Below are 19,296 nucleotides of genomic sequence, written 5' to 3'. Positions count from 1 at the left end.
CGGTTTCATCGCATCATCCGCCGTCGGCGCCGGCGGATGATGCGGCTCGTCGATTTAGTCGAGACGGTGGTGTCCGAACCGCAGTGGCGCGGCATCTTCAAACGGCAATGTGAAGGATCGACGCTGCGCGAGAACCTCGGCCTGAAGCGGCCGCCCAATTGGTTCTTCGACGAGATGACAATCCGCAAGGCTGGTTGACGTGAGGCTCCGGCTTTTAGCCGAAAAAGGATCGGGCGCGCCGGAGCGCGCCCGATGTCTGACAAGTCGCCTTGTCAGATGACGAACAGCCAGTTGGCGATCAGCATCACCGCCACGCCGGCGACCAGGGTCAGGTATGGCAGCATGCCTGCTTTCTTCACCGCGAGGTCAGCTCCCGTCATGCCGAGATCGGCCAGCATGTGATCGGGGAACTTGCCCTTGTCCTGGATATAGTGGCGGAAGCAGAAAACCGGGATGATCAGGGCGGCGGTGATCAGGCCGGCCCACAGCGCCATCGGGTTCCAGACCTTGGCGCCGGCGCCCATGAAGATGGCATTGACATAGGCGAAGATCGCCCCGATCCCGAGCAGCCAGCTCGGCGCGCGCCACGGCCGCGCTATATGGCCGTTGTCGATGCGGTGGATCCAGCCGGCATTCAGGTTGAGGAAATTGAAGATGATGTAGCCGCAGTTCGACACGGCGAGGATGAAGAAGAAGCTCGTCGCGTCGGCGGAGGCGATCGCCAGCACGATCAGGTTGAAGCAGAGGTCGGTCCACATGGCCCGGGTAGGCGCGCCGTGCTCGTTGACGTGGCTGAGATAGCGCGGCAGCCAGCCGTCGACCGAGCCCTGATAGAGCGTGCGCGACGAGCCGGCCATCGCCGTCATGATGCACAGCACCAGCGCCAGGATCATCAGCATCACCAGCAGGCTGTGGATGAGCTTGCCGCCTCCGACCATGCCGGCCAGCGCGTCGGCGACGCCCGAGCCGTCGACGATCGGTGTCGCCAGCATGCCGTTCAGGCCGAGCACGCCCTGGAAGGTGAAGGGCACCAGGATGAACAGCAACATGCAGAGCAGGCCGGAATAGAAGATCGCCTTGAATGTGTCGGTACCGGGGTTCTTGAACTCGGAAGTGTAGCAGACGGCGGTCTCGAAACCGTAGGTCGACCAGGCGGCGATGAACATGCCGCCGAGCACCAGCGTCCAGCCGGCGATGTTCCAGGAGCCCGGTTCCGGCGCGTATGCGGCGGCCAGCGGCACCAGCGGCGAGAAGTTCGCCCAGTTGATCTGGCCCGTGAAGATCGGCACGACGCCGACGATCAGCATCGGCACGATGACCAGCAGGCCGATATATTTCTGCACATTGGCGGTGCCGAGGATGCCGCGATGCTGGATCGAGAAGATGATCAGCATCAGTATGGCGCCGATGAAGAAGGTCGCGTTGAAGGTGAAAGAGACCGGACCCAGCGTATGGCTGTACAGCGTCCAGTTGCGGATCGCCGGTGTCGCGGCCGCGGTTACCGCGGTGATGGCGTCCGCGGGCGCCGTTCCGGCATGTGCCGCTATATAGGCGACGACTTCCGCCGAGGTTTCGGTGAACAGCGGCACCGGCGCCAGTGCGTTGAGGATATAGGCGGCGGCGATCGAGCAACCGAGCGACAGTACCGGCGACCAGGCGAACCAGTTGCACCACACCGACAGCGGCGCGATGAATTTGGAATAGCGCAGCCAGGCGGTGGCGCCGTAGATCGAGGCGCCTCCCGACTTGTTCGGGAACAGCCCGGCGATCTCGGCATAGGTGAAGGATTGCAGGAAGCCCATGATCATGGACACCGTCCAGATCAGAAAGGCCAGCGTTCCCGTCGTGCCGGCTATGCCGCCGATCGAGAACAGGACCAGTGCCGGAACGCCGCTCGCCACCCAGAAGGCGCCGCGCCAGTCGATATGCCTGAGCAGCTTGCTTTCGGCAGGCTGCTCGAGGGCCGTGCTTATGGTGCTCATGTCAGTGACTTCCCCTTTTTTTCGATGTTCCCCGCCGGCGATGCCTCGGCTTTGCGAAGCTTGCTCCCCGGCACGTGACCGAACGACTCCGGTGTTTCCACTCAGTCGTATTTTTTTCTTAAGAGTGAAGATTGATCCGGCGCGCTTTCACGTCAAGCGTTTTGTGAAACCATGCACATCACGCTTGCGCGCGTATGCAACAATACGCCTCGCAGCGCTGCTGATGCGCGGTTCCGCCGGTCCGGAAAGCGGCACTCAGGAACGCGGTTTGGTCTTCTGCGGATCGTAATGGGCGAACGCTACCACCCGCGCAGGCAGCCGCTTGGCATGGCCGTCGAGCTTGCCGATCTCGACTTCCGTGCCGATGGCGGCATGGGTGACGTCGAGCCTTGCCAGCGCGATGTTCTTGTTCAGCACCGGCGAACGCATGCCGGAGGTGACGACGCCGATCTGGGCGCGACCGACATGCACGCAGTCGCCATGGCCGACCGCGACACTGCTGTCGATGTCGAGCCCGACCAGTTTCGTCCGTGGATGCTCCTTGCGCCGGATCAGCGCCTCGCGGCCGATGAAATCGTCGGCCTTGGTCTTCAGTGGCACGGTGAAGCCGATGCCGGCCTCGAACGGATCGATCTGGTCGGAAAATTCGTAACCGGCGAAGATCAGCCCGGCCTCGATGCGCACCATGTCGAGCGCTTGCAAGCCCATTGGCTTCAAACCATGCGGCTGGCCGGCCTCCCAGATGGCGTCGAACACCTTTTCGGCGTCGCGCGGATGGCACCAGATCTCGTAGCCGAGTTCGCCAGTATAGCCGGTGCGCGAGACGACGACCGGAATGCCGTTGCCGCCACCGATGCGGGCGACCGAGAAGCGGAACCAATCGAGCTCATCGATCGACGGCTGTAGCGGCGAGGTCCAGATGACGTCTCTGAGGATGTCGCGGCTTTTTGGGCCCTGCACGGCGACATTGTGCATCTGGTCGGTCGACGAGCGCACCAGCGCGTTGAGGTCAAGCTTTTTTGCCGTCTCGCGCAGCCATTCGCCGGACAGATCGTCGCCGCCTACCCAGCGGAAATTATCCTTGCCGAGCCTGAGCAGCGTGCCGTCGTCGATCATGCCGCCATGCTCGTAGCACATGGCGGAGTAGACGACCTGACCGACGCCGAGCTTCTTCACGTCGCGGGTCAGCGTGTATTGCAGCAGCGCTTCCGAATCCGGGCCGGTGACCTCGAATTTTCTGAGCGGCGACAGGTCCATGATCACCGCATCCTGCCGGCAGGCCCAGTATTCGGCGATCGGCCCCTCTTTGGCGAAAGAGTTCGCCAGCCAGTAGCCCCTGTATTCGGCGAAGTTGCGGGTGTGCTTGGCGAAGGACGAATGGAAGGAGGTCTCGCGGGTCATTTTCGGTTCCGAATCGGGCGTCATGCGTCTGGCGATCGCTCGCGAGAATTTGTGCTGGCCGGAATAGGTCCGCACATGGATGTCGGTGAGATCCCAGCCATTGGCCGGCGTCGTGTCGTCGGGGCAGGCGGAGGAAACACAGACGATGTCGGTGAGCGCGCGCAGCAGCACATAGTCGCCGGCACGCGACCACGGCTCGTCCGATACCATGACGCCATGCGCGTCGATCGCCGTGTTGAAGAAGAAGTTGATCGCCATCCACCCCGCACGGGGGGTGACGCCCTTGCCGGAAAGCACGCCGTTGAAGTTCTCCGAGCAGTTGGTGTGGCCGGGATAGCCGATGTCGTCATAGTACTTGGCGGCACAGGCAAGCGCGAAGGCGTCGTGCCGGCCGCATGTGTCCTGGATAACCTCGACCAGAGGTTCCATGTCCTGGTCGTAGTATTTCGAATGCAGGCCGGGCATCGGATAGCTGGCGCCCATCAGCGTGCGCGTCGTCGTCACGTCGAGCGGATGGTCGAGCCCCTTGTCCAGCTTGCGCGCCGAAAAGCACTGGAAGTCGGTGCACTGGCGGCCGTCGACATCGATGATCTGCAGATAGTCGCCGGCCTTGACGAAGTAGGATTCGGCGGTCGCCGACTTCACCCGCAGATCGAGCACCGGATCGGCGAGCGGATCGGCAAGCTGGCCTCTTGTCTTCAGCCGGATCGTGGCGCGGCGCACGGTGACGGTGAGCGGCGTCGCCGTGTCATGGCCGTCGACCAGCATCGGCCCGCCGGGCGCGGCAATGAGCAGCGCGCCGTCGCGCGCGATGCTGAATGGCTGCTCGGTTCCGGCCGGTGTGGTGCCGCCGAACACACGCACCGCCTTTGGCTCATCAAGCTGCACCTGGCGGCGCTCCAGTCCACGCCGCACGGAAGCGAGGCTGTCATCGCCGTCGATCAACAGCGCCTTGATGCCGGCCGCATTGCTGTTGGATTTTTCGCCGAGAATTCCGGGATCGCTGGCGCCCGACTTGTCCCAGGCCAGAAGTTCGCAGGCCTGGCCGCCCTCGACGTTGTGCACCGTGATCGTGTCGCCGGCCTCGACCTCGATCAGCACCGCGCCATTGCCCTGGATTGTATAGCGCTCCATCCCAGGCGGCAACGCGATCTGGCCGGGCCTCAGGATCAGGCTCGGGCGCGGCGGTCCGGCTGTGACTGTGGGGTAGGGCGACTGGCTCATCTCAGCCTTGCGGTTCGAGAAACAAGTTTGCCTGTGTGTAAAATTATTTTCGCTGAGAGAATAGCAGTGTGGGTGAGTTTGGCAAGGTGAAGCTAGGCGGCCTTGACGTGAGCACGGCTGTGAATTCGCTACTCAGCTCATCTTCCAGACGTCGGCGCTGCCCCTCATCTGGCTGCCGCCATCTTCTCCCCGTAAACGGGGCGAAGGACGCTGTCGTCGCCGATTTCGCCAATCGCCAACGTTGCAGAACGAGCGCCGCGGGCGCGGCCAGCTTCTTTCGCCCCGTTTACGGGGAGAAATGCTCGGCAGGGCAATGAGGGGCGGCGCCGGCGTTGCCGTTTGGCGAGCTAAAGCTCCTCGGAATGGCTGATCGTCACGCCATATTCTGCTGCCGAATCAAGCACCGTGTGCCACAGGCTTTCGGCAAAGGTCGCGAACGCAAGCAGGTTGAATACCGCCTGCCCATCCGGTCGATCGTTTCCGCGCCAAAGCGTGACGCTGGTATGGTCCATCGACGTGGCAGCCGCCGCGCCGACCGCAAACACATCCGGGTGCAAATCGATCGACGACAGTTTGGCCAGCATCGTACGCGCCTTGGTACCGGAGATGCTGATCAGCACCCGCGCATGCGATTGGTCGGACAGCGAGCCAGAGGAAGCAAACGCTTGGCCAAGCGCCTCTATCCCGTGCTTGCCGCCCTTCGACAGCACCATGAACTGATCAGGTCCCGACCAGATCAGCATGGCATCCGCCGCGCCGACCGCCTTTGGCGTTTCCGGAGCAGCAACGCCGAAGCGTGCCTTGGCGGCCTTGGCCACATCAGCCGCCTTGCCGCGCCGCGCCATCACCTGGACAAGGTCGAAATTGCGGATCTCGGTCAGCGACGCGCCGGCATCGCCGCGCGCGCCATGAGGCCCGGCAACGAGCGCGCGATCGAGCGGACTGCAGATGTCCCAGGAAAACTCAGCCACGCTGGCGACCTCCATCCGGATCGTAGAAGACGGGATTACAGAGTTCGACGTCATAGTCTTCGCCGCGTATCGGGTCATGCGCCTGGACGATCTCGCCGATGCGTTCGCGTCCGCGCTCGACAAGCGCCAACCCGATCCACTGGTCCGATGTCGGCGAGAAGCAAACCGAGGTGACATAGCCCTGGTCGTTGCCTGGTCCGGGTGTCTGTCCTTTCGGGATGATGTGCGCGCCCGAGCGCAGGCGGCGTGCTCTGTCCGTCGGCTTGATGCCAACCACGACCTGCCGGTCCGGCGCGACCAGCGCCTCGCGGCCGGCCATGACGCGGCCGATATAGTCTTTCTTGGCCGACATCATCTTGCCGAGGCCGAGGTCAGCGGCCGTCGTCGTACCGCTCAGTTCCGGCCCGGCGACATGGCCTTTTTCGATGCGCATGACGCCGAGCGCCTCGGTGCCGTAAGGCGTGACCCCGAACTGTTTGCCGGCCAGCATCAGATTGCGGGCAATCGCCTCGCCATAGCGCGCCGGCACGGAGATCTCGAAGGCCATCTCGCCGGAGAAGGAGATGCGGAACAGCCGCGCCTTTATACCGCCACGCAGCGCCACTTCGCGCGCGCCCATGAAGGGGAAACCTTCGTTGGAAAGGTCTTCCGCCGGGTCGACGATCTCCTTCAGCAGATCGCGTGTCTTGGGGCCGGCGATGGAGAATTGCGCCCATTGGTCGGAGACCGAGGTCAACTGCACGTCGAGTTCGGGAAAGAGCACCTGCCGGCAGAATTCCAGATGCTGCATCACCAGCCCGGCCTTGGCCGTGGTGGTGGTGAGGAAATAGTGGTCCTCGGCCAGCCGCGACGTCGTGCCGTCATCATAGACGATGCCGTCCTCGCGCAGCATCAGTCCGTAGCGCGCCTTGCCCACCGCAAGGTTGGAGAAAGTGTTGATGTAGACGCGGTCGAGGAAGACGCCGGCGTCGGGGCCATGCACGTCGATCTTGCCGAGGGTCGAGACATCGCAGAAGCCGACGCCGCTTCGCACCGCCTTGACCTCGCGCGTCACCGATTCCAGCCAGTCCTTCTCGCCCGCGCGGGGGTACCACTGCGCCCGTTTCCATAAACCGGTGTCGACGAAGATTGCACCCTGTTCGGCAGCCCAGTGATGCGACGGCGTCAGCCTTGTCGCATGAAACGTCTCGTCGCGATGATGGCCGGCAAAGGCGCCGATGGCGACCGGCACGTAAGGCGGCCGATAGATGGTGGTGCCGGTCTCGGGAATGGATCTTCCGCTCACAGCCGCCATGATGGCGAGGCCGGCGACATTGGAGGTCTTGCCCTGATCGGTCGCCATGCCGAGCGTGGTGTAGCGCTTCAGATGCTCGACCGATTCAAAACCTTCGCGCTGCGCCAGTTCGATGTCGGAAGCGGTGACATCGTGTTGCTGGTCGACGAAGGCCTTGCCCTTGCCGGCGACGTGCCAGAGCGGCGTCAGCGAGAACGCCTGGTCATCGGCCACCGGCACCGGACCTGCCGTGCCGCTTCGTCCGGCATCGCGCGCGGCTACAGCACCGGCATCGAATCCTTCCCGCAGGCAGGCGCCGAGCCCAAAGGCGCCATTGGCGGCGCCGGCGGCGACCATGCCGGGAGGCGCACCGTCCGGCACGAAGGCGGCGATGTCGTCTCGCCATTTTGGCCGGCCGCGATGGTAGGAGGTCAATCCGACCGTCGGGTTCCAGCCGCCGGAAACGGCGAGCCCGTCGGCCTCGACCTCAGCGCGCGCACCGCCGGTCAGCGACACCGCGATCTTCCTCAAGCCATCCTTGCCGCCATCGATGCCGCTGACGGCGCCGTGCAGCACCGGGAAGCCGCCCTTGGAGGCGAGCGAACGATGGACGGGGGAGATTTCGGCCCGCGCGTCGATCACGGCGGCAATCTGCAGTCCCGCGCCGAGCGCGGTCTCGACCGTGCGCCAGCCGTCCTCGTTGTTGGTGAACAGCGCGATGCGCTTTGCCGGAGTTGCCGCATAGCGGCTGATGTAGCTGCGCATGGCGGACGCCATCATCACGCCGGGCGTGTCGTTGCCTGCAAAGACGATCGGCCGTTCGATGGCGCCGGCCGCGACCACGCAGCGTTTGGCCACGATCCGCCACAGCCGCTGGCGCACCTGATGTTCGGGCGGCGAGAGCAAATGGTCGTTGACCCGCTCCAGCGCGCCATAGGTGCCGCCGTCGTAGACGCCGAACAGTGTCGTGCGGGTCATGATGCGGACATCGGGCATTGCCGCCAGCTCGGCCAGCGTCCGCGACAGCCATTCGGCAGCCGGCAGTCCGTCGATAGTGCCGCCATCCGACAGCAGGCGACCGCCGAGCGTAAAGTCCTCGTCGCAGACAATAACGCGGGCGCCGCTGCGGCCAGCTGCCAGAGCTGCCGACAGGCCGGCCGGACCGGAGCCGGCGATCAGCACATCGCAATGCGCCCAGGCCTTGTCGTAATGATCTGGGTCGGCAACGCCCGCCGCGCGCCCAAGGCCGGCGGCGCGGCGGATCGCCGGCTCGTAGATCGCTTCCCAGAATTTTGCCGGCCACATGAAGGTCTTGTAGTAGAAGCCGGCAACGAAGATCGGCGCGAACAGCTGGTTAATCGACATCACGTCGAAGGCGAGCGACGGCCAGCGGTTCTGGCTCGCGGCCTCGAGCCCTTCATAGAGCTCCGCCGTCGTCGCCTTGGTGTTCGGCTCGCGCCGGGCTCCCGTCCGCAGTTCGACCAGGGCATTCGGTTCTTCCGAGCCAGCTGTCAGGATGCCGCGCGGGCGATGATATTTGAACGAGCGGCCGACCAGCTTGACGCCGTTGGCAACGAGCGCCGACGCCAGCGTGTCGCCCTGGAAGCCGGAAAAGCTCTTGCCGTCGAAGCGGAAGTTCAGCGGCGCCGAACGGTCGATGAGGCCGCCCTTGTCGAGCCGGTTTGTCTGCGCGCCGGCCATTATGCGCCAACCTTCGCCGCACCGGCGCCAGCCGCCGGCTCGACGGCTGAAATCTCGTGCGTCAGCGTGTTGCGGGTGACCTTCAGCCACGCCCGGCAGCCGCCGCCATGGTACCAGTTTTCGTTCATGACGCCGGCGATGTTGTCGCGCAGATAGACATAGTCGTAGACGGCGTCCTCGCCGGCATCCGCCGCCGGCCGCACCGGTTTGGCATCACCGAGATAGGTGAACTCGCCAAGTTCGCGTTCGCCGCAGAAGGGACAGGTGATGCGCATACTGGGCCTTCAGTGCAGGTTCGGTTGGGCGCCCTGGCCCTTTTCGTCGATCATGGCGCCAGTCCGGAAGCGGTCGAGGCGGAACCGTGCGGCTTCTTCGTGCGGCGTGTCGCGGGCCAGCAGATGCGCAAAGACGAAACCGGACCCCGGCGTCGCCTTGAAGCCGCCATAACACCAGCCGGCGTTGATGTAGAGCCCGTCGACCGGTGTCTTGTCGATAATCGGCGAGCCATCCATCGACATGTCCATGATGCCGCCCCACTGGCGCAGCAGCCGTACGCGGCCGATCATCGGCATCAGCGCCATGCCGCCCTCGCAGACATCCTCCATCACAGGCAGATTGCCGCGTTGGGCGTAGGAATTATAGCCGTCGATGTCGCCGCCGAAGACCAGGCCGCCCTTGTCGGACTGGCTGACATAGAAATGCCCGGCGCCGAAGGTCATGACCCCGGGGATCAGCGGCTTGATCGCCTCGGAGACGAAGGCCTGCAGCACATGGCTTTCGATCGGTAGGCGCAGGCCAGCCATATCGGCGACGCGTGAGGAGGAGCCGGCGACCGCCATGCCGACCTTGCCGGCGCCGATCCTGCCGCGCGAGGTCTCGACGCCTGTTACCTTGCCGTTGGCGTCCCGGACGAACCCTGTGACTTCGCAGTTCTGGATGATGTCGACGCCGAGCCCGCTCGCCGCATGCGCGTAGCCCCAGACCACGGCATCGTGCCGCGCCGTGCCGCCACGCCGCTGCAAGAGCCCGCCCTGCACGGGAAAACGTGCATTGTCGTAGTTCAGGAACGGCATCATCTTCTTGACCGCTGCGAGGTCGAGCAGTTCGGCATCGATGCCGTTGATGCGCATCGTGTTGCCGCGCCGCGCATAGGCGTCGCGCTGCGCGTCCGAATGGTAGAGGTTGATGACGCCGCGCTGGCTGACCATCGAGTTGTAGTTGAGGTCCTGCTCCATCCGCTCCCACAGCTTCATCGACAACTCGTAGAAGCCGGTATTACCGGGCAGGCCGTAATTGGAACGGATGATGGTGGTGTTGCGGCCGGCATTGCCGGAGCCGATCCAGCCCTTTTCCAGCACGGCGACATTTTTTATGCCGTACTCGCTGGCGAGGAACCAGGCGGTGGCCAGGCCATGGCCGCCACCGCCGATGATTACGACGTCGTAGCGGTCCTTCGGGGTGGCGTCGCGCCAGGTGCGCTGCCAGTTCTTGTGGCCGGAAAGGGCAGCGCGTGCGAGCGAGAAGATCGAGTATTTCATTCAGTTCATTCCGAGGTCGCCCGCACTGCCGGGATGGCTAGATATCCAGCGTGTGGTCGCGCTCCCATTGCGTGAAGTGCGAAGCATAGGAATTCCATTCCTGGTGCTTCAGCTTTAGATAAGCCGACGAGAATTCCTCACCCAGCGCCGTCTTCAGCGATTTGTCCTTGTCGAACTCGCGCAGTGCGTCGAGCAGGTTGAGCGGAAGTTTTGGCGCCCCCTTCACCGTGTGTCCGTGCTGGTACATGTCGATGTCGTAGCGCTTGCCGGGATCGGCCTTAGAGCGGATGCCATCGAGGCCGGCGGCGATGATCACGGCCTGCAGCAGGTAAGGATTGACCGCGCCGTCGGGCAGGCGCAGCTCGAAGCGGCCGGGGCCGGGCACACGCACCATGTGCGTGCGGTTGTTGCCAGTCCATGTCACCGTGTTCGGTGCCCAGGTCGCGCCCGAAATCGTGCGCGGAGCGTTGATGCGCTTGTAGGAATTGACCGTCGGGTTGGTGATCGCGGCGAGCGCCGAGGCATGCTTCATGATGCCGCCGAGAAAATTCTTGCCCTTGGCCGACAGGCCGAGCTCCATCGAATTGTCGGCAAAGACGTTGGTCTTGCCTGACTTGTCCCACACCGAGATGTGGGCATGGCAACCGTTGCCGGTCAGGCCCTGGAAGGGTTTTGGCATGAAGGTGGCCCGCAGGCCGTGCTTCTCGGCCACCGACTTGACCATGAACTTGAAGAAGGAGTGCTTGTCGGCGGTCGCCAGCGCGTCGTCGAAGGCCCAGTTCATCTCGAACTGTCCGTTGGCGTCCTCATGGTCGTTCTGGTAGGCGCCCCAGCCGAGCGCCAGCATGTGGTCGCAGATCTCGGCGATGACGTCGTAGCGGCGCATCACCGCCTGCTGGTCGTAACAGGGCTTCGAGGCCGTATCGTATTCGTCGGAGATCGCTTTGCCGTCCGGCGAGATCAGGAAGAATTCCGCCTCGACGCCGGTCTTGACGTGCATGCCCTCGCTGGCGGCCTCGGCGATAAGCCTGTTCAGCGTGTTGCGCGGCGCCTGCTCGACATCCTTGTCGTCCATGATGCAGTTGGCGGCGACCCAGGCGACTTCCGGTTTCCAGGGCAGCTGGATGACCGCATTGGGATCTGGCACCGCCAGCATGTCGGGATGCGCCGGCGTCAGGTCCAGCCAGGTGGCGAACCCGGCAAAGCCGGCGCCGTCCTTCTGCATGTCTGCGATCGCCTGTGCCGGCACCAGCTTGGCGCGCTGGCCGCCGAACAGGTCGGTGTAGGAAATCATGAAATACTTTACGCCCTTGTTTTTGGCGAAAGCGGCGAGATCGTTCCCCATTATAGTTCCTCGCTTATTGGCAGGCTGAAGGCTTAGAAGGTGTTTTTCCCCGGTATCCAGTTGGTGCCGGCCAGCGGCACGCCGGCCATGGCGGCTGCCTCGATCGTCAACGCGACGAGGTCCTCGGGTTCGAGATTGTGCAGGCTGTTCTTGCCGCACGCGCGGGCGATCGTCTGAGCTTCCAGCGTCATCACCTTGAGGTAGTTCGCCAGTCGCCGTCCGGCCGCGATCGGGTCGACCCGTTTCATCAGTTCGGGGTCCTGCGTGGTGATGCCTGCGGGGTCGCGGCCCTCGTGCCAGTCGTCATAGGCGCCGGAGGTGGTGCCGAGTTCGTTATACTCCGCCTCCCAGCGGGGATCGTTGTCGCCGAGCGCGACCAGCGCCGCCGTACCGATCGAGACGGCGTCGACGCCAAGCGCCAGCGCCTTGGCGACGTCGGCGCCGTTGCGGATGCCGCCCGAGACGATCAGCTGCACCTTGCGGTGCATGCCGAGATCCTGCAGCGCCTGCACCGCCGGCCTGATGCAGGCGAGTGTTGGCTGGCCGACATTCTCGATGAAGACTTCCTGGGTGGCCGCGGTGCCGCCCTGCATGCCGTCGACGACGACGACATCGGCGCCGGCCTTCACCGCAAGTGCTGTGTCGTAATAGGGGCGAGCGCCACCGACCTTGACATAGATCGGCTTCTCCCAGTCGGTGATCTCGCGCAGTTCGAGAATCTTGATCTCGAGATCGTCCGGACCGGTCCAGTCGGGATGGCGCGATGCGGAGCGCTGGTCGATGCCTTTGGGCAGGGTACGCATCTCGGCGACGCGGTCGGAAATCTTCTGGCCGAGCAGCATGCCGCCGCCGCCCGGCTTGGCGCCCTGGCCGACGACGACCTCGATGGCATCGGCACGGCGCAAATCGCGCGGGTTCATGCCATAGCGGGATGGCAGGTACTGATAGACCAGCGTCTTGGAGTGGCCACGCTCTTCCTCGGTCATGCCGCCATCGCCCGTCGTGGTCGAGGTGCCGGCAAGCGTCGCGCCTCGGCCGAGCGCTTCTTTCGCTGGGCCGGACAATGAGCCAAAGCTCATCCCGGCGATGGTGATCGGGATCTTCAGTTCGATCGGCTTCTTGGCATGGCGGGAGCCGAGCACGACTGATGTGTCGCAGCGCTCGCGATAGCCTTCGAGTGGATAGCGCGAGATCGAGGCGCCGAGGAACAGGAGGTCGTCGAAATGCGGCAGCTTGCGTTTGGCGCCGCCGCCACGGATGTCATAGATGCCAGTCGCCGCGGCGCGGCGGATTTCGGAAAGCGTGTAGTCGTCGAAAGTCGCGGATTTGCGCGGCGTGGTGGGCGGGTTGCGATAGGTCATGCTGCCTCAATACGCGTCGGCGTTGTCGATATTGAAATTGTAGAGGGTACGCGCGGAGCCGTAGCGCTTGAACTCCGACGGCTTGACGCCGGTGACACCGGCGCGGTCGAGCAGGCCTTGCAGCAATTCCAGATGTTCGGGCCGCATCTCCTTGGCGATGCAGTCGGCGCCAAGGCTGTCGACCTTGCCGCGCACGAACAGCCGCGCTTCGTAGATGGAATCGCCCAGCGCATCGCCGGCATCGCCCAGCACCACCAGATTGCCGGACTGCGCCATGAAGGCCGACATATGGCCGATATTGCCGTGCACGACGATGTCGATGCCCTTCATCGAGATGCCGCAACGCGATGACGCATTGCCCTCGATGACCAGCAGGCCGCCCTTGCCGGTGGCGCCGGCATATTGGCTGGCGTCGCCTTTGACCGTTATGGAGCCCGACATCATGTTTTCGCCGACGCCGGGTCCGGCCGAGCCATGCACGGTGATCGCGCTGCCGGAATTCATGCCGCCGCAATAGTAGCCGACGCTGCCGCGCACATCGATGCTGACGGGCTGGTCGACACCGACGGCGACCGAATGGCTGCCCTTCGGGTGCAGCACTTCCCATGCCGTCTCATTGGAACCTGGCGCCAGATCGTGAAGCGCTTGGTTTAGCTCGCGCAGCGACGACACATCGAGATCGAAGACGCGCGCATGGCTTTCGCGCGTTGCCTTGGAGGTTGCCGGCATGAAACTCAATGCTCCCAGAAATAGACGGTTGCGGGCTCCGGTTCCCAGACCCTCGCATTGTCTATGCCGGGCAGCTTGGTCAGCGCGCGATACTCCGAGCCGAAGGCGACATACTGGTCGGTCTCGGCCATGACGGCGGGCTTGCAGGCGATCGGGTCGCGCACCACGCCAAATCCATTCTTGGTGCCGACGACGAAGGTGAAGAAACCGTCGAGATCGGACAGCGTGCCTTCCAGGGCTTCGCCGAGATTCTTGCCATGCGCCATCTGCGAGGAGAGATAGGCGGCGGCGACTTCTGTGTCGTTCTCAGTCTCGAATTTCATGCCCTCGCGCACCAGTTCGCGCCGCACGTTGTTGTGGTTGGAAAGCGAGCCATTGTGCACCAGGCACTGGTCGGCGCCGGTCGAGAACGGATGCGCGCCCATCGTCGTCACCGCCGATTCCGTTGCCATGCGGGTGTGGCCGATACCATGCGTGCCGGTCATCTTGCGGACGTCGAAGCGATCGACGACTGCCTCGGGCAGGCCCACTTCCTTGTAGATCTCGACGACGTCGCCGGCGCCCATGATCCGGATGTCGGGACGCAGCGCCTGTATCGCCTCGCGCGCTTCGTCGATCTTGGCGGGTGTTGTCCTGACGACGGCATGGGTCGACTTCACCGCGATCGCCACCGGCGCGCCAATGGCCTTGGCAAGCTCGGTGTCGAGGTGGCCAAAATCGCGCGCCGGCTTGGCTGACTGGATGGTGATCTTGGCTTCATTGCTGGAGGGTGCGCCATAGATGGCGATGCCGGCACTGTCCGGGCCGCGATCGCTGAGCGACACCAGCATCTCCGACAGCATCGCGCCGAGCTTCGGCTCCAGCGACTTGTCCTTCAAAAACAGTCCGACAATTCCACACATGTCAGCCTCCAGGCATTTGTAGCTAAGAGATCGTTTGTAGCTGAGAGATGATGTATCGAATGCGTTGCTCGAATTCAATGGTATGAAAAAAATTTTCCTCTGGTTACGTATGCGGCGCAATGCCGCCCTGCGAATTATCGCTGTCCGGCGCGGCCTTGTGAACCCACAGGGCGTGGCGGATACGAGCGAGTTTGTAGGCGTCGAGGATCGACAGCGCATAGATCAGGAAGCCGCCGGCATGACGGCCGATGAAACTGGCGTCCGGCGGCGCCACCTTGGCGGTCACCCAGGCCAGGATAACCATGAAGAAAAGGAACTGCAGCCCGCGCACCGGCACGCCCAGAATGACATGGCCGCTCGCCGGCAGCACGATCGCCGCGCCCAGCACGAGATAGGGATTCGGCGGCGCCGGCTGTGTATTTGAACTGGTCATGCGGCTTGCCGTTCGCTTCTGTTGATGGCGTCGCGCAGCCCCGAGAGGGAGGTGAGCAGCCGTTCAACCAACGCAGGATCGATCGCCGCCTCGCCGAACGCGGCCTGCCGGAAAACGCCGTAGCGTGCCCGCTCGGCTTCGGCATGCAGCCAGACGATGCGCACCCCATTGGGTGTGATCAGCAGTTCCTTGGCGCGCCCTTCCGAAAAGAGCTCCAGATGGTCGGCAATGATGCCTTGCGGAAACCGTGTGCCTCTACGATCCGTTCGCAGCACCGCCTCGGCGGGGAATCCCGGAGCCTTCGGCAGCGTATGCTGGAGATGGTCGAAATTGGAGAAGGTGGTCGGCGAGCCCGGCCGCATCATCATGTCGAACGTCGCTGGCACGCCGACCTTTTCGGTGATCGAAACGCTGAGCCAGCGTGCCGGGAGTTTCCGCGTCGCCAGCGTATCGACGATGGTGCGCAGCTGAACGCGCTGGCCGTTCCACGTGCCTTCCCAGGTGACGACACCGGCGCTGCCGTCGGAAACATTGGCAGCGTCGGCGATGACGGTGCGAATGCTGGCCTCGTCGGCGGCGAGCGCCGCCAAACCCCTGTTGCGGCCACGCCGCGCCAGCCACGCAAGATGGAGGACGACAGCCAGGACTATGGCCCCGGCGAGCAGTGCTGATGTCACTTCGGACATTTTATCTTGTCCGGCCCGCCAATGATCGGGGCGGGCCGTCTCCCATCAATAGCCCTGCGGTTTCGGCCACGGCATGGTGAACTGGTCGCCACGGCGCACGAATTTGTAGCGGTAGAAATGGAACCACACAGAGATCAGGAAATAGAAGATGGTCATCGCGATCAGTTGCGAGCCGAAGCCGAGGAAGATGGCGAAGAAGGTCACCACGCACAGGCAGAACAGCACGATTGCCGGCAGCGGATGGAACGGGTGCGTGTAACCCCGGCGGATGGTGCCGAGCGGCCATTTCTTGCGGAACATCATGATGTTGATGCTCATGAAGGTGTATTGCAGCACGCCCGACAGGATCGAGAAGGTGATCGCCTGGTTGAGGTCGGCGATGAAGGCGAAGGCGAGCGCGATCGGCAGCAGGAACAGGATCGAACGGTAGGGGGTGCGATACCTCGGATGCACGGCCGAGAACCAGCTCGGCAGATACCGGTCGCGTCCAAGCGAGAACCAGGCGCGCGCCGCGTCGTTGATACAGCCATTGGCCGAGGCGAGAGCCGCAAGCAGCGTCGCGACGAACAAGAGGTTCTCGAGCAGCGGGCTGCCGGTCAGCTTGCCGGCGTCCCACAGCGGATAATAGGTGATGCCGAGATATTCCCATGGCATCAGGGAAGCGCAGACGTACCAGGTCATGGCGGCGGCGATCAGCAGCGTGATCATGCCGGCCATGGTGCCGTAGGGCAGGGAGCGCGCAGGAGAGCGCACTTCCTCGGCGGCCTGCGTGGTGCCTTCGATGCCGAGATAGTACCAGATGCCGAACTGGAAGGCGGCGATGACGCCGATCCAGCCATAAGGGAGCGCGTTGCCCGGCGTCACCAGTTCGTTGAGCTTCAGCACCGCGCCTTGCGTCCATGGGCTGACCGAGAAGAACAGGATGACGATCGAGATGTAGGCGATTGCCGTGATGACGAAGTTGACGTTCAGCGTCATCAGCACGCCGCGATAGTTGAGCCAGGCCAGCACCACGATGGTGGCGGCGATGAAGGAATTGTGGGTGAGCCCGTCGACGCCGGCCTTGGCGACGATCGTGTCGCCGAGCAGGATGGCGTCCGATACTTCCAGCATCGTGTAGGCGAAGACCAGGAACAGCGCGACGTTGAAGGCCATCAGCGGTCCGACGATATGCTTGGCTTGCGCATACTGGCCGCCGGCGGCGGCGACCGTCGACGTCACCTCTGAATCGATCATGGCAACCGAGGTATAGAGCAGCCCGACGATCCAGCAGACGATGAGCGCCGCCAGCGCGCCCCCCTTGTCGGCGGAAAAATTCCAGCCGGTGAATTCGCCGACCAGAACGATGCCGACGCCGAGCGCCCACACATGGGCCGGGCCAAGCACGCGCAGCAGTGAAACCCTGTCTCCGTGGATTGCCGGTTCAAGCGTGATCGTCATTGTTCAATCCCCACTCAGATCCGGTGTTTTTCGGAAACGGCTTCAAGCTCGCCTTCGCGCGAGGAAGTCAGGACATCCTCGGTGTAGGTGGTATCCACCTTGAACCAGTCGTAGAGCATCCACAGCGCGAGCACGATCGATATGCCCCAGCATGCGTAAGAGAGTGCCACCCACATGATGCGTCCCCCGATTTACTTATCGTCGAATTTTTCGTTGATGACATCGCGGTATTCGCGATCGGAAGCGCGGAACAGGAAAACGAAATAACCGATCAGCACCGCCGCCATGATGATCAGCGTCGGCCAGTCGATGACGTAGTGAAAGCGATTCTGGATAACGTCATGCGCGGTTTCGGGCGTGTAGCCGAGCTTTTCCCAGATCGCGGCCATGGTCGGGTTCTGGCCAAGCGCTTCCCAGGTCTTGGCGTCGAGCGCGTCGATGGACTTGGCTGCGCCTGCCAAGCCCATTTTCAGTGGCAGCCACAGCGCCACGAAGATGGCGACCACGACGACGGCGATATCGAAGATCTGCCCGGCCTTGCTCTGTTCCGGCGGCGTGTAACGAGGCATGTCTGTGCTCCTCAGGCCTTGCGGTTGCGGGACGCGTCGGCGTTCTTGATGTCGAGCCCGTAGATGAAGTCCTTGTCTTCCTTGTAGTGTTTGACCATCGCCAGGATCGCCGCGGTATTGAAGATCAGCACCAAGGCAGCGGCGATCGCCACCACGACCTTGATCCCGCTGTCCGGGATGTATGGCCATGTCATGAAGAGGACGAAGAGGATCGTCGCCCACAGGCAGATGATCAGGAGCGCGGAACCGCGCACGTCGGAACGGTACAGCGCTTCTATGCGCTGCTGCAGGTCTGACATCGGTTTTTTCCCCTGTTGTCGACGTCCGGCTCCGAATCGACCGCTCGTCGCTCTCTTTCAAGAGAGTGAAATTTTTTTCATAAATTCATGCCGAATTCCGCAATTGTCAAGACGAATTTACGCAGAGTTAACCGCTAGCCTCGGGTAAACAATTTTGCCTGACAATGAAATTATTTGCTTGAAGGGGATTGCAGGGCTCCCGCGTTTGCGGTCAATATTCCAACCAAAGCTCCGGCCTCGGCGTAAAGGAGCAGGGAACAGCAGAATTATCGGACGGAGGACGATCGGATGACGGCATCCTGGAGATTTTCGACCTTGGCGGATCGCCATCGCGCGCTGGGCTCGAAGCTCGAAGACTGGAGCGGCATGGGCACCGCCTGGACTTACGACAAGGATGCCGACGAGGAATACATCGCCATCCGCACCAAGGCCGGACTGATGGACGTGTCGGGTCTGAAGAAGGTCCACATCACAGGGCCGCACGCCTCGCACCTCATCGACCTCGCCACCACGCGCGATGTCGAGAAGATCTATCCCGGCAAGTCGGCCTATGCCTGCATGCTGAACGAGGCGGGAAAATTCACCGACGACTGCATCCTCTATCGCATCAGCCCGAACTCGTGGATGGTCGTGCACGGCTCCGGCACCGGCCATGAGGAATTGCAGCGCGCTTCCGTCGGGCGTGACGTGTCACTGCGCTTCGACGACAATCTGCACGACCTGTCCCTGCAGGGTCCGACTTCAGTCGACTATCTCGCCAAGCATGTGCCGGGCATCCGCGACCTCAACTACTTCCACCACATGCACACGCAGCTGTTCGGCTTCCCGGTGATGATCTCGCGCACCGGCTACACCGGCGAGCGCGGCTACGAGATCTTCTGCCGTGGCCAGGATGCCGGCGCGATCTGGGATCGCATCCTCGAGGAAGGCAAGAGCGCCGGCATCATCCCGTGCCGCTTCACCACGCTCGATATGCTGCGCGTCGAAAGCTACTTGCTTTTCTACCCCTACGACAATTCGCAAAAATATCCGTTCGAGAATGAAGGCCCCGGCGACACGTTGTGGGAACTCGGCCTCGACTTCACCGTCAGCCCCGGCAAGACCGGCTTTCGCGGGGCCGAGGAGCATTACCGGCTGAAGGGCAAGGAGCGCTTCAAGATCTTCGGCGTGCTACTAGACGGCAAGGAGCCGGCCGACGAGGGCGCGCCGGTCTATCGCGACGGCAAACAGGTCGGCGTGGTGACATGCGCCATGTATTCGCCGCTGGTCAAGAAATCGATGGGCATCGCCCGGCTCGATGTCGGCAGTGCCGTCAAGGATACCAAGCTCGAAATCCGCAACAAGAGCGGCTCGATCAAGGCGACGGCGCAGCCATTGCCGTTCGACGATCCGAAAAAGACCAAGCGCACCGCCAAGGGTTGAGGCATCATCAACAGCGAGAG

18 protein-coding genes are annotated in these 19,296 nt (G+C 63.3%); 2 read left to right on the top strand and 16 right to left on the bottom strand.

Annotation, left to right across the window (positions count from 1 at the left end; translation table 11 throughout):
* Positions 1–36: 36 nt before the first annotated feature.
* The gene (locus EB233_RS25415) at positions 37–198 is read left to right on the top strand and encodes a hypothetical protein (RefSeq protein ID WP_425487716.1); all 162 of its coding nucleotides are present in this window, start codon (positions 37–39) and stop codon (positions 196–198) included.
* Between the two features lie 74 nt (positions 199–272).
* On the opposite strand, the gene EB233_RS25410 is transcribed toward EB233_RS25415, so the two are convergent.
* The 16 genes from EB233_RS25410 to EB233_RS25335 all read right to left on the bottom strand — a co-directional run bounded on the left by EB233_RS25410 (position 273) and on the right by EB233_RS25335 (position 17,854).
* Positions 273–1,982 carry a trimethylamine N-oxide permease gene (locus EB233_RS25410; protein WP_064989434.1) on the bottom strand — a complete coding sequence of 570 codons (1,710 nt, stop codon included), beginning with the start codon at positions 1,980–1,982 and terminating at the stop codon, positions 273–275.
* 255 nt (positions 1,983–2,237) lie between these two features.
* Positions 2,238–4,607, bottom strand: coding sequence for a trimethylamine N-oxide demethylase (locus EB233_RS25405; RefSeq protein WP_064989435.1), 2,370 nt, complete (start codon positions 4,605–4,607; stop codon positions 2,238–2,240).
* A 347-nt stretch (positions 4,608–4,954) separates the two neighbouring features.
* Positions 4,955–5,578, bottom strand: a complete 624-nt coding sequence (locus EB233_RS25400) for a sarcosine oxidase subunit gamma (protein ID WP_064989506.1) — start codon at positions 5,576–5,578, stop codon at positions 4,955–4,957.
* Entirely contained in the window at positions 5,571–8,552 is a 2,982-nt protein-coding gene (locus EB233_RS25395) for a sarcosine oxidase subunit alpha (protein WP_064989436.1), read from the bottom strand. Before EB233_RS25395 ends, EB233_RS25400 begins: the two co-directional genes overlap by 8 nt.
* Positions 8,552–8,827 carry a sarcosine oxidase subunit delta family protein gene (locus tag EB233_RS25390; RefSeq protein ID WP_064989437.1) on the bottom strand — a complete coding sequence of 92 codons (276 nt, stop codon included), beginning with the start codon at positions 8,825–8,827 and terminating at the stop codon, positions 8,552–8,554. The genes EB233_RS25395 and EB233_RS25390 overlap by 1 nt, the downstream gene beginning before the upstream one ends.
* A 9-nt stretch (positions 8,828–8,836) precedes the next feature.
* A complete protein-coding gene (locus EB233_RS25385) occupies positions 8,837–10,090 on the bottom strand; it encodes a sarcosine oxidase subunit beta family protein (RefSeq protein ID WP_064989438.1) in 1,254 nt (417 codons plus the stop codon).
* 37 nt (positions 10,091–10,127) lie between these two features.
* Positions 10,128–11,435 (bottom strand): type III glutamate--ammonia ligase, encoded by a 1,308-nt coding sequence (gene glnT / locus EB233_RS25380; RefSeq protein ID WP_027055808.1) that lies wholly within the window; start codon positions 11,433–11,435, stop codon positions 10,128–10,130.
* A gap of 32 nt (positions 11,436–11,467) precedes the next feature.
* Entirely contained in the window at positions 11,468–12,796 is a 1,329-nt protein-coding gene (locus EB233_RS25375) for an FMN-binding glutamate synthase family protein (RefSeq protein WP_027055807.1), read from the bottom strand.
* Between the two features lie 6 nt (positions 12,797–12,802).
* Positions 12,803–13,525, bottom strand: a complete 723-nt coding sequence (locus EB233_RS25370) for a GltB/FmdC/FwdC-like GXGXG domain-containing protein (protein ID WP_064989439.1) — start codon at positions 13,523–13,525, stop codon at positions 12,803–12,805.
* A 5-nt stretch (positions 13,526–13,530) separates the two neighbouring features.
* Positions 13,531–14,427, bottom strand: coding sequence for a class II glutamine amidotransferase (locus tag EB233_RS25365; protein ID WP_064989440.1), 897 nt, complete (start codon positions 14,425–14,427; stop codon positions 13,531–13,533).
* A gap of 103 nt (positions 14,428–14,530) precedes the next feature.
* Complete coding sequence (locus EB233_RS25360) at positions 14,531–14,860, bottom strand: hypothetical protein (protein ID WP_064989441.1); 330 nt, start codon at positions 14,858–14,860, stop codon at positions 14,531–14,533.
* A complete protein-coding gene (locus EB233_RS25355) occupies positions 14,857–15,546 on the bottom strand; it encodes a hypothetical protein (protein WP_064989442.1) in 690 nt (229 codons plus the stop codon). Before EB233_RS25355 ends, EB233_RS25360 begins: the two co-directional genes overlap by 4 nt.
* A gap of 45 nt (positions 15,547–15,591) precedes the next feature.
* A complete protein-coding gene (locus tag EB233_RS25350; RefSeq protein WP_027055802.1) occupies positions 15,592–16,986 on the bottom strand; it encodes an APC family permease in 1,395 nt (464 codons plus the stop codon).
* A gap of 14 nt (positions 16,987–17,000) precedes the next feature.
* The gene (locus EB233_RS25345) at positions 17,001–17,162 is read right to left on the bottom strand and encodes a hypothetical protein (protein WP_081294059.1); all 162 of its coding nucleotides are present in this window, start codon (positions 17,160–17,162) and stop codon (positions 17,001–17,003) included.
* Positions 17,163–17,177: 15 nt separating this feature from the next.
* Positions 17,178–17,555 (bottom strand): hypothetical protein, encoded by a 378-nt coding sequence (locus tag EB233_RS25340; protein WP_027055800.1) that lies wholly within the window; start codon positions 17,553–17,555, stop codon positions 17,178–17,180.
* An 11-nt stretch (positions 17,556–17,566) separates the two neighbouring features.
* Positions 17,567–17,854: a hypothetical protein gene (locus EB233_RS25335; protein WP_027055799.1), complete on the bottom strand. Its 288-nt coding sequence runs from the start codon at positions 17,852–17,854 to the stop codon at positions 17,567–17,569.
* A 288-nt stretch (positions 17,855–18,142) separates the two neighbouring features.
* Here EB233_RS25335 and EB233_RS25330 point away from each other — a divergent pair, with 288 nt between their 5' ends.
* The gene (locus EB233_RS25330; RefSeq protein ID WP_064989443.1) at positions 18,143–19,276 is read left to right on the top strand and encodes an aminomethyl transferase family protein; all 1,134 of its coding nucleotides are present in this window, start codon (positions 18,143–18,145) and stop codon (positions 19,274–19,276) included.
* The last annotated feature ends 20 nt before the right edge of the window (positions 19,277–19,296 follow it).

The sequence above is a fragment of the Mesorhizobium erdmanii genome (genome assembly GCF_013170725.1).
Lineage (GTDB): Bacteria > Pseudomonadota > Alphaproteobacteria > Rhizobiales > Rhizobiaceae > Mesorhizobium > Mesorhizobium erdmanii.
The sequence above is the reverse complement of the archived record's forward strand: the minus strand, read 5'-3'. Positions and strand labels throughout refer to the sequence as shown.

Excerpts from the sequence above, each read along its gene's own strand:
- EB233_RS25415 (WP_425487716.1), top strand. The coding sequence starts at position 37 with ATGATGCGGCTCGTCGATTTAGTCGAGACGGTGGTGTCCGAACCGCAG.
- EB233_RS25410 (WP_064989434.1), bottom strand. The coding sequence starts at position 1,982 with ATGAGCACCATAAGCACGGCCCTCGAGCAGCCTGCCGAAAGCAAGCTG.
- EB233_RS25405 (WP_064989435.1), bottom strand. The coding sequence starts at position 4,607 with ATGAGCCAGTCGCCCTACCCCACAGTCACAGCCGGACCGCCGCGCCCG.
- EB233_RS25395 (WP_064989436.1), bottom strand. The coding sequence starts at position 8,552 with ATGGCCGGCGCGCAGACAAACCGGCTCGACAAGGGCGGCCTCATCGAC.
- EB233_RS25390 (WP_064989437.1), bottom strand. The coding sequence starts at position 8,827 with ATGCGCATCACCTGTCCCTTCTGCGGCGAACGCGAACTTGGCGAGTTC.
- EB233_RS25385 (WP_064989438.1), bottom strand. The coding sequence starts at position 10,090 with ATGAAATACTCGATCTTCTCGCTCGCACGCGCTGCCCTTTCCGGCCAC.
- glnT (WP_027055808.1), bottom strand. The coding sequence starts at position 11,435 with ATGGGGAACGATCTCGCCGCTTTCGCCAAAAACAAGGGCGTAAAGTAT.
- EB233_RS25375 (WP_027055807.1), bottom strand. The coding sequence starts at position 12,796 with ATGACCTATCGCAACCCGCCCACCACGCCGCGCAAATCCGCGACTTTC.
- EB233_RS25370 (WP_064989439.1), bottom strand. The coding sequence starts at position 13,525 with ATGCCGGCAACCTCCAAGGCAACGCGCGAAAGCCATGCGCGCGTCTTC.
- EB233_RS25365 (WP_064989440.1), bottom strand. The coding sequence starts at position 14,427 with ATGTGTGGAATTGTCGGACTGTTTTTGAAGGACAAGTCGCTGGAGCCG.
- EB233_RS25360 (WP_064989441.1), bottom strand. The coding sequence starts at position 14,860 with ATGACCAGTTCAAATACACAGCCGGCGCCGCCGAATCCCTATCTCGTG.
- EB233_RS25355 (WP_064989442.1), bottom strand. The coding sequence starts at position 15,546 with ATGTCCGAAGTGACATCAGCACTGCTCGCCGGGGCCATAGTCCTGGCT.
- EB233_RS25350 (WP_027055802.1), bottom strand. The coding sequence starts at position 16,986 with ATGACGATCACGCTTGAACCGGCAATCCACGGAGACAGGGTTTCACTG.
- EB233_RS25345 (WP_081294059.1), bottom strand. The coding sequence starts at position 17,162 with ATGTGGGTGGCACTCTCTTACGCATGCTGGGGCATATCGATCGTGCTC.
- EB233_RS25340 (WP_027055800.1), bottom strand. The coding sequence starts at position 17,555 with ATGCCTCGTTACACGCCGCCGGAACAGAGCAAGGCCGGGCAGATCTTC.
- EB233_RS25335 (WP_027055799.1), bottom strand. The coding sequence starts at position 17,854 with ATGTCAGACCTGCAGCAGCGCATAGAAGCGCTGTACCGTTCCGACGTG.
- EB233_RS25330 (WP_064989443.1), top strand. The coding sequence starts at position 18,143 with ATGACGGCATCCTGGAGATTTTCGACCTTGGCGGATCGCCATCGCGCG.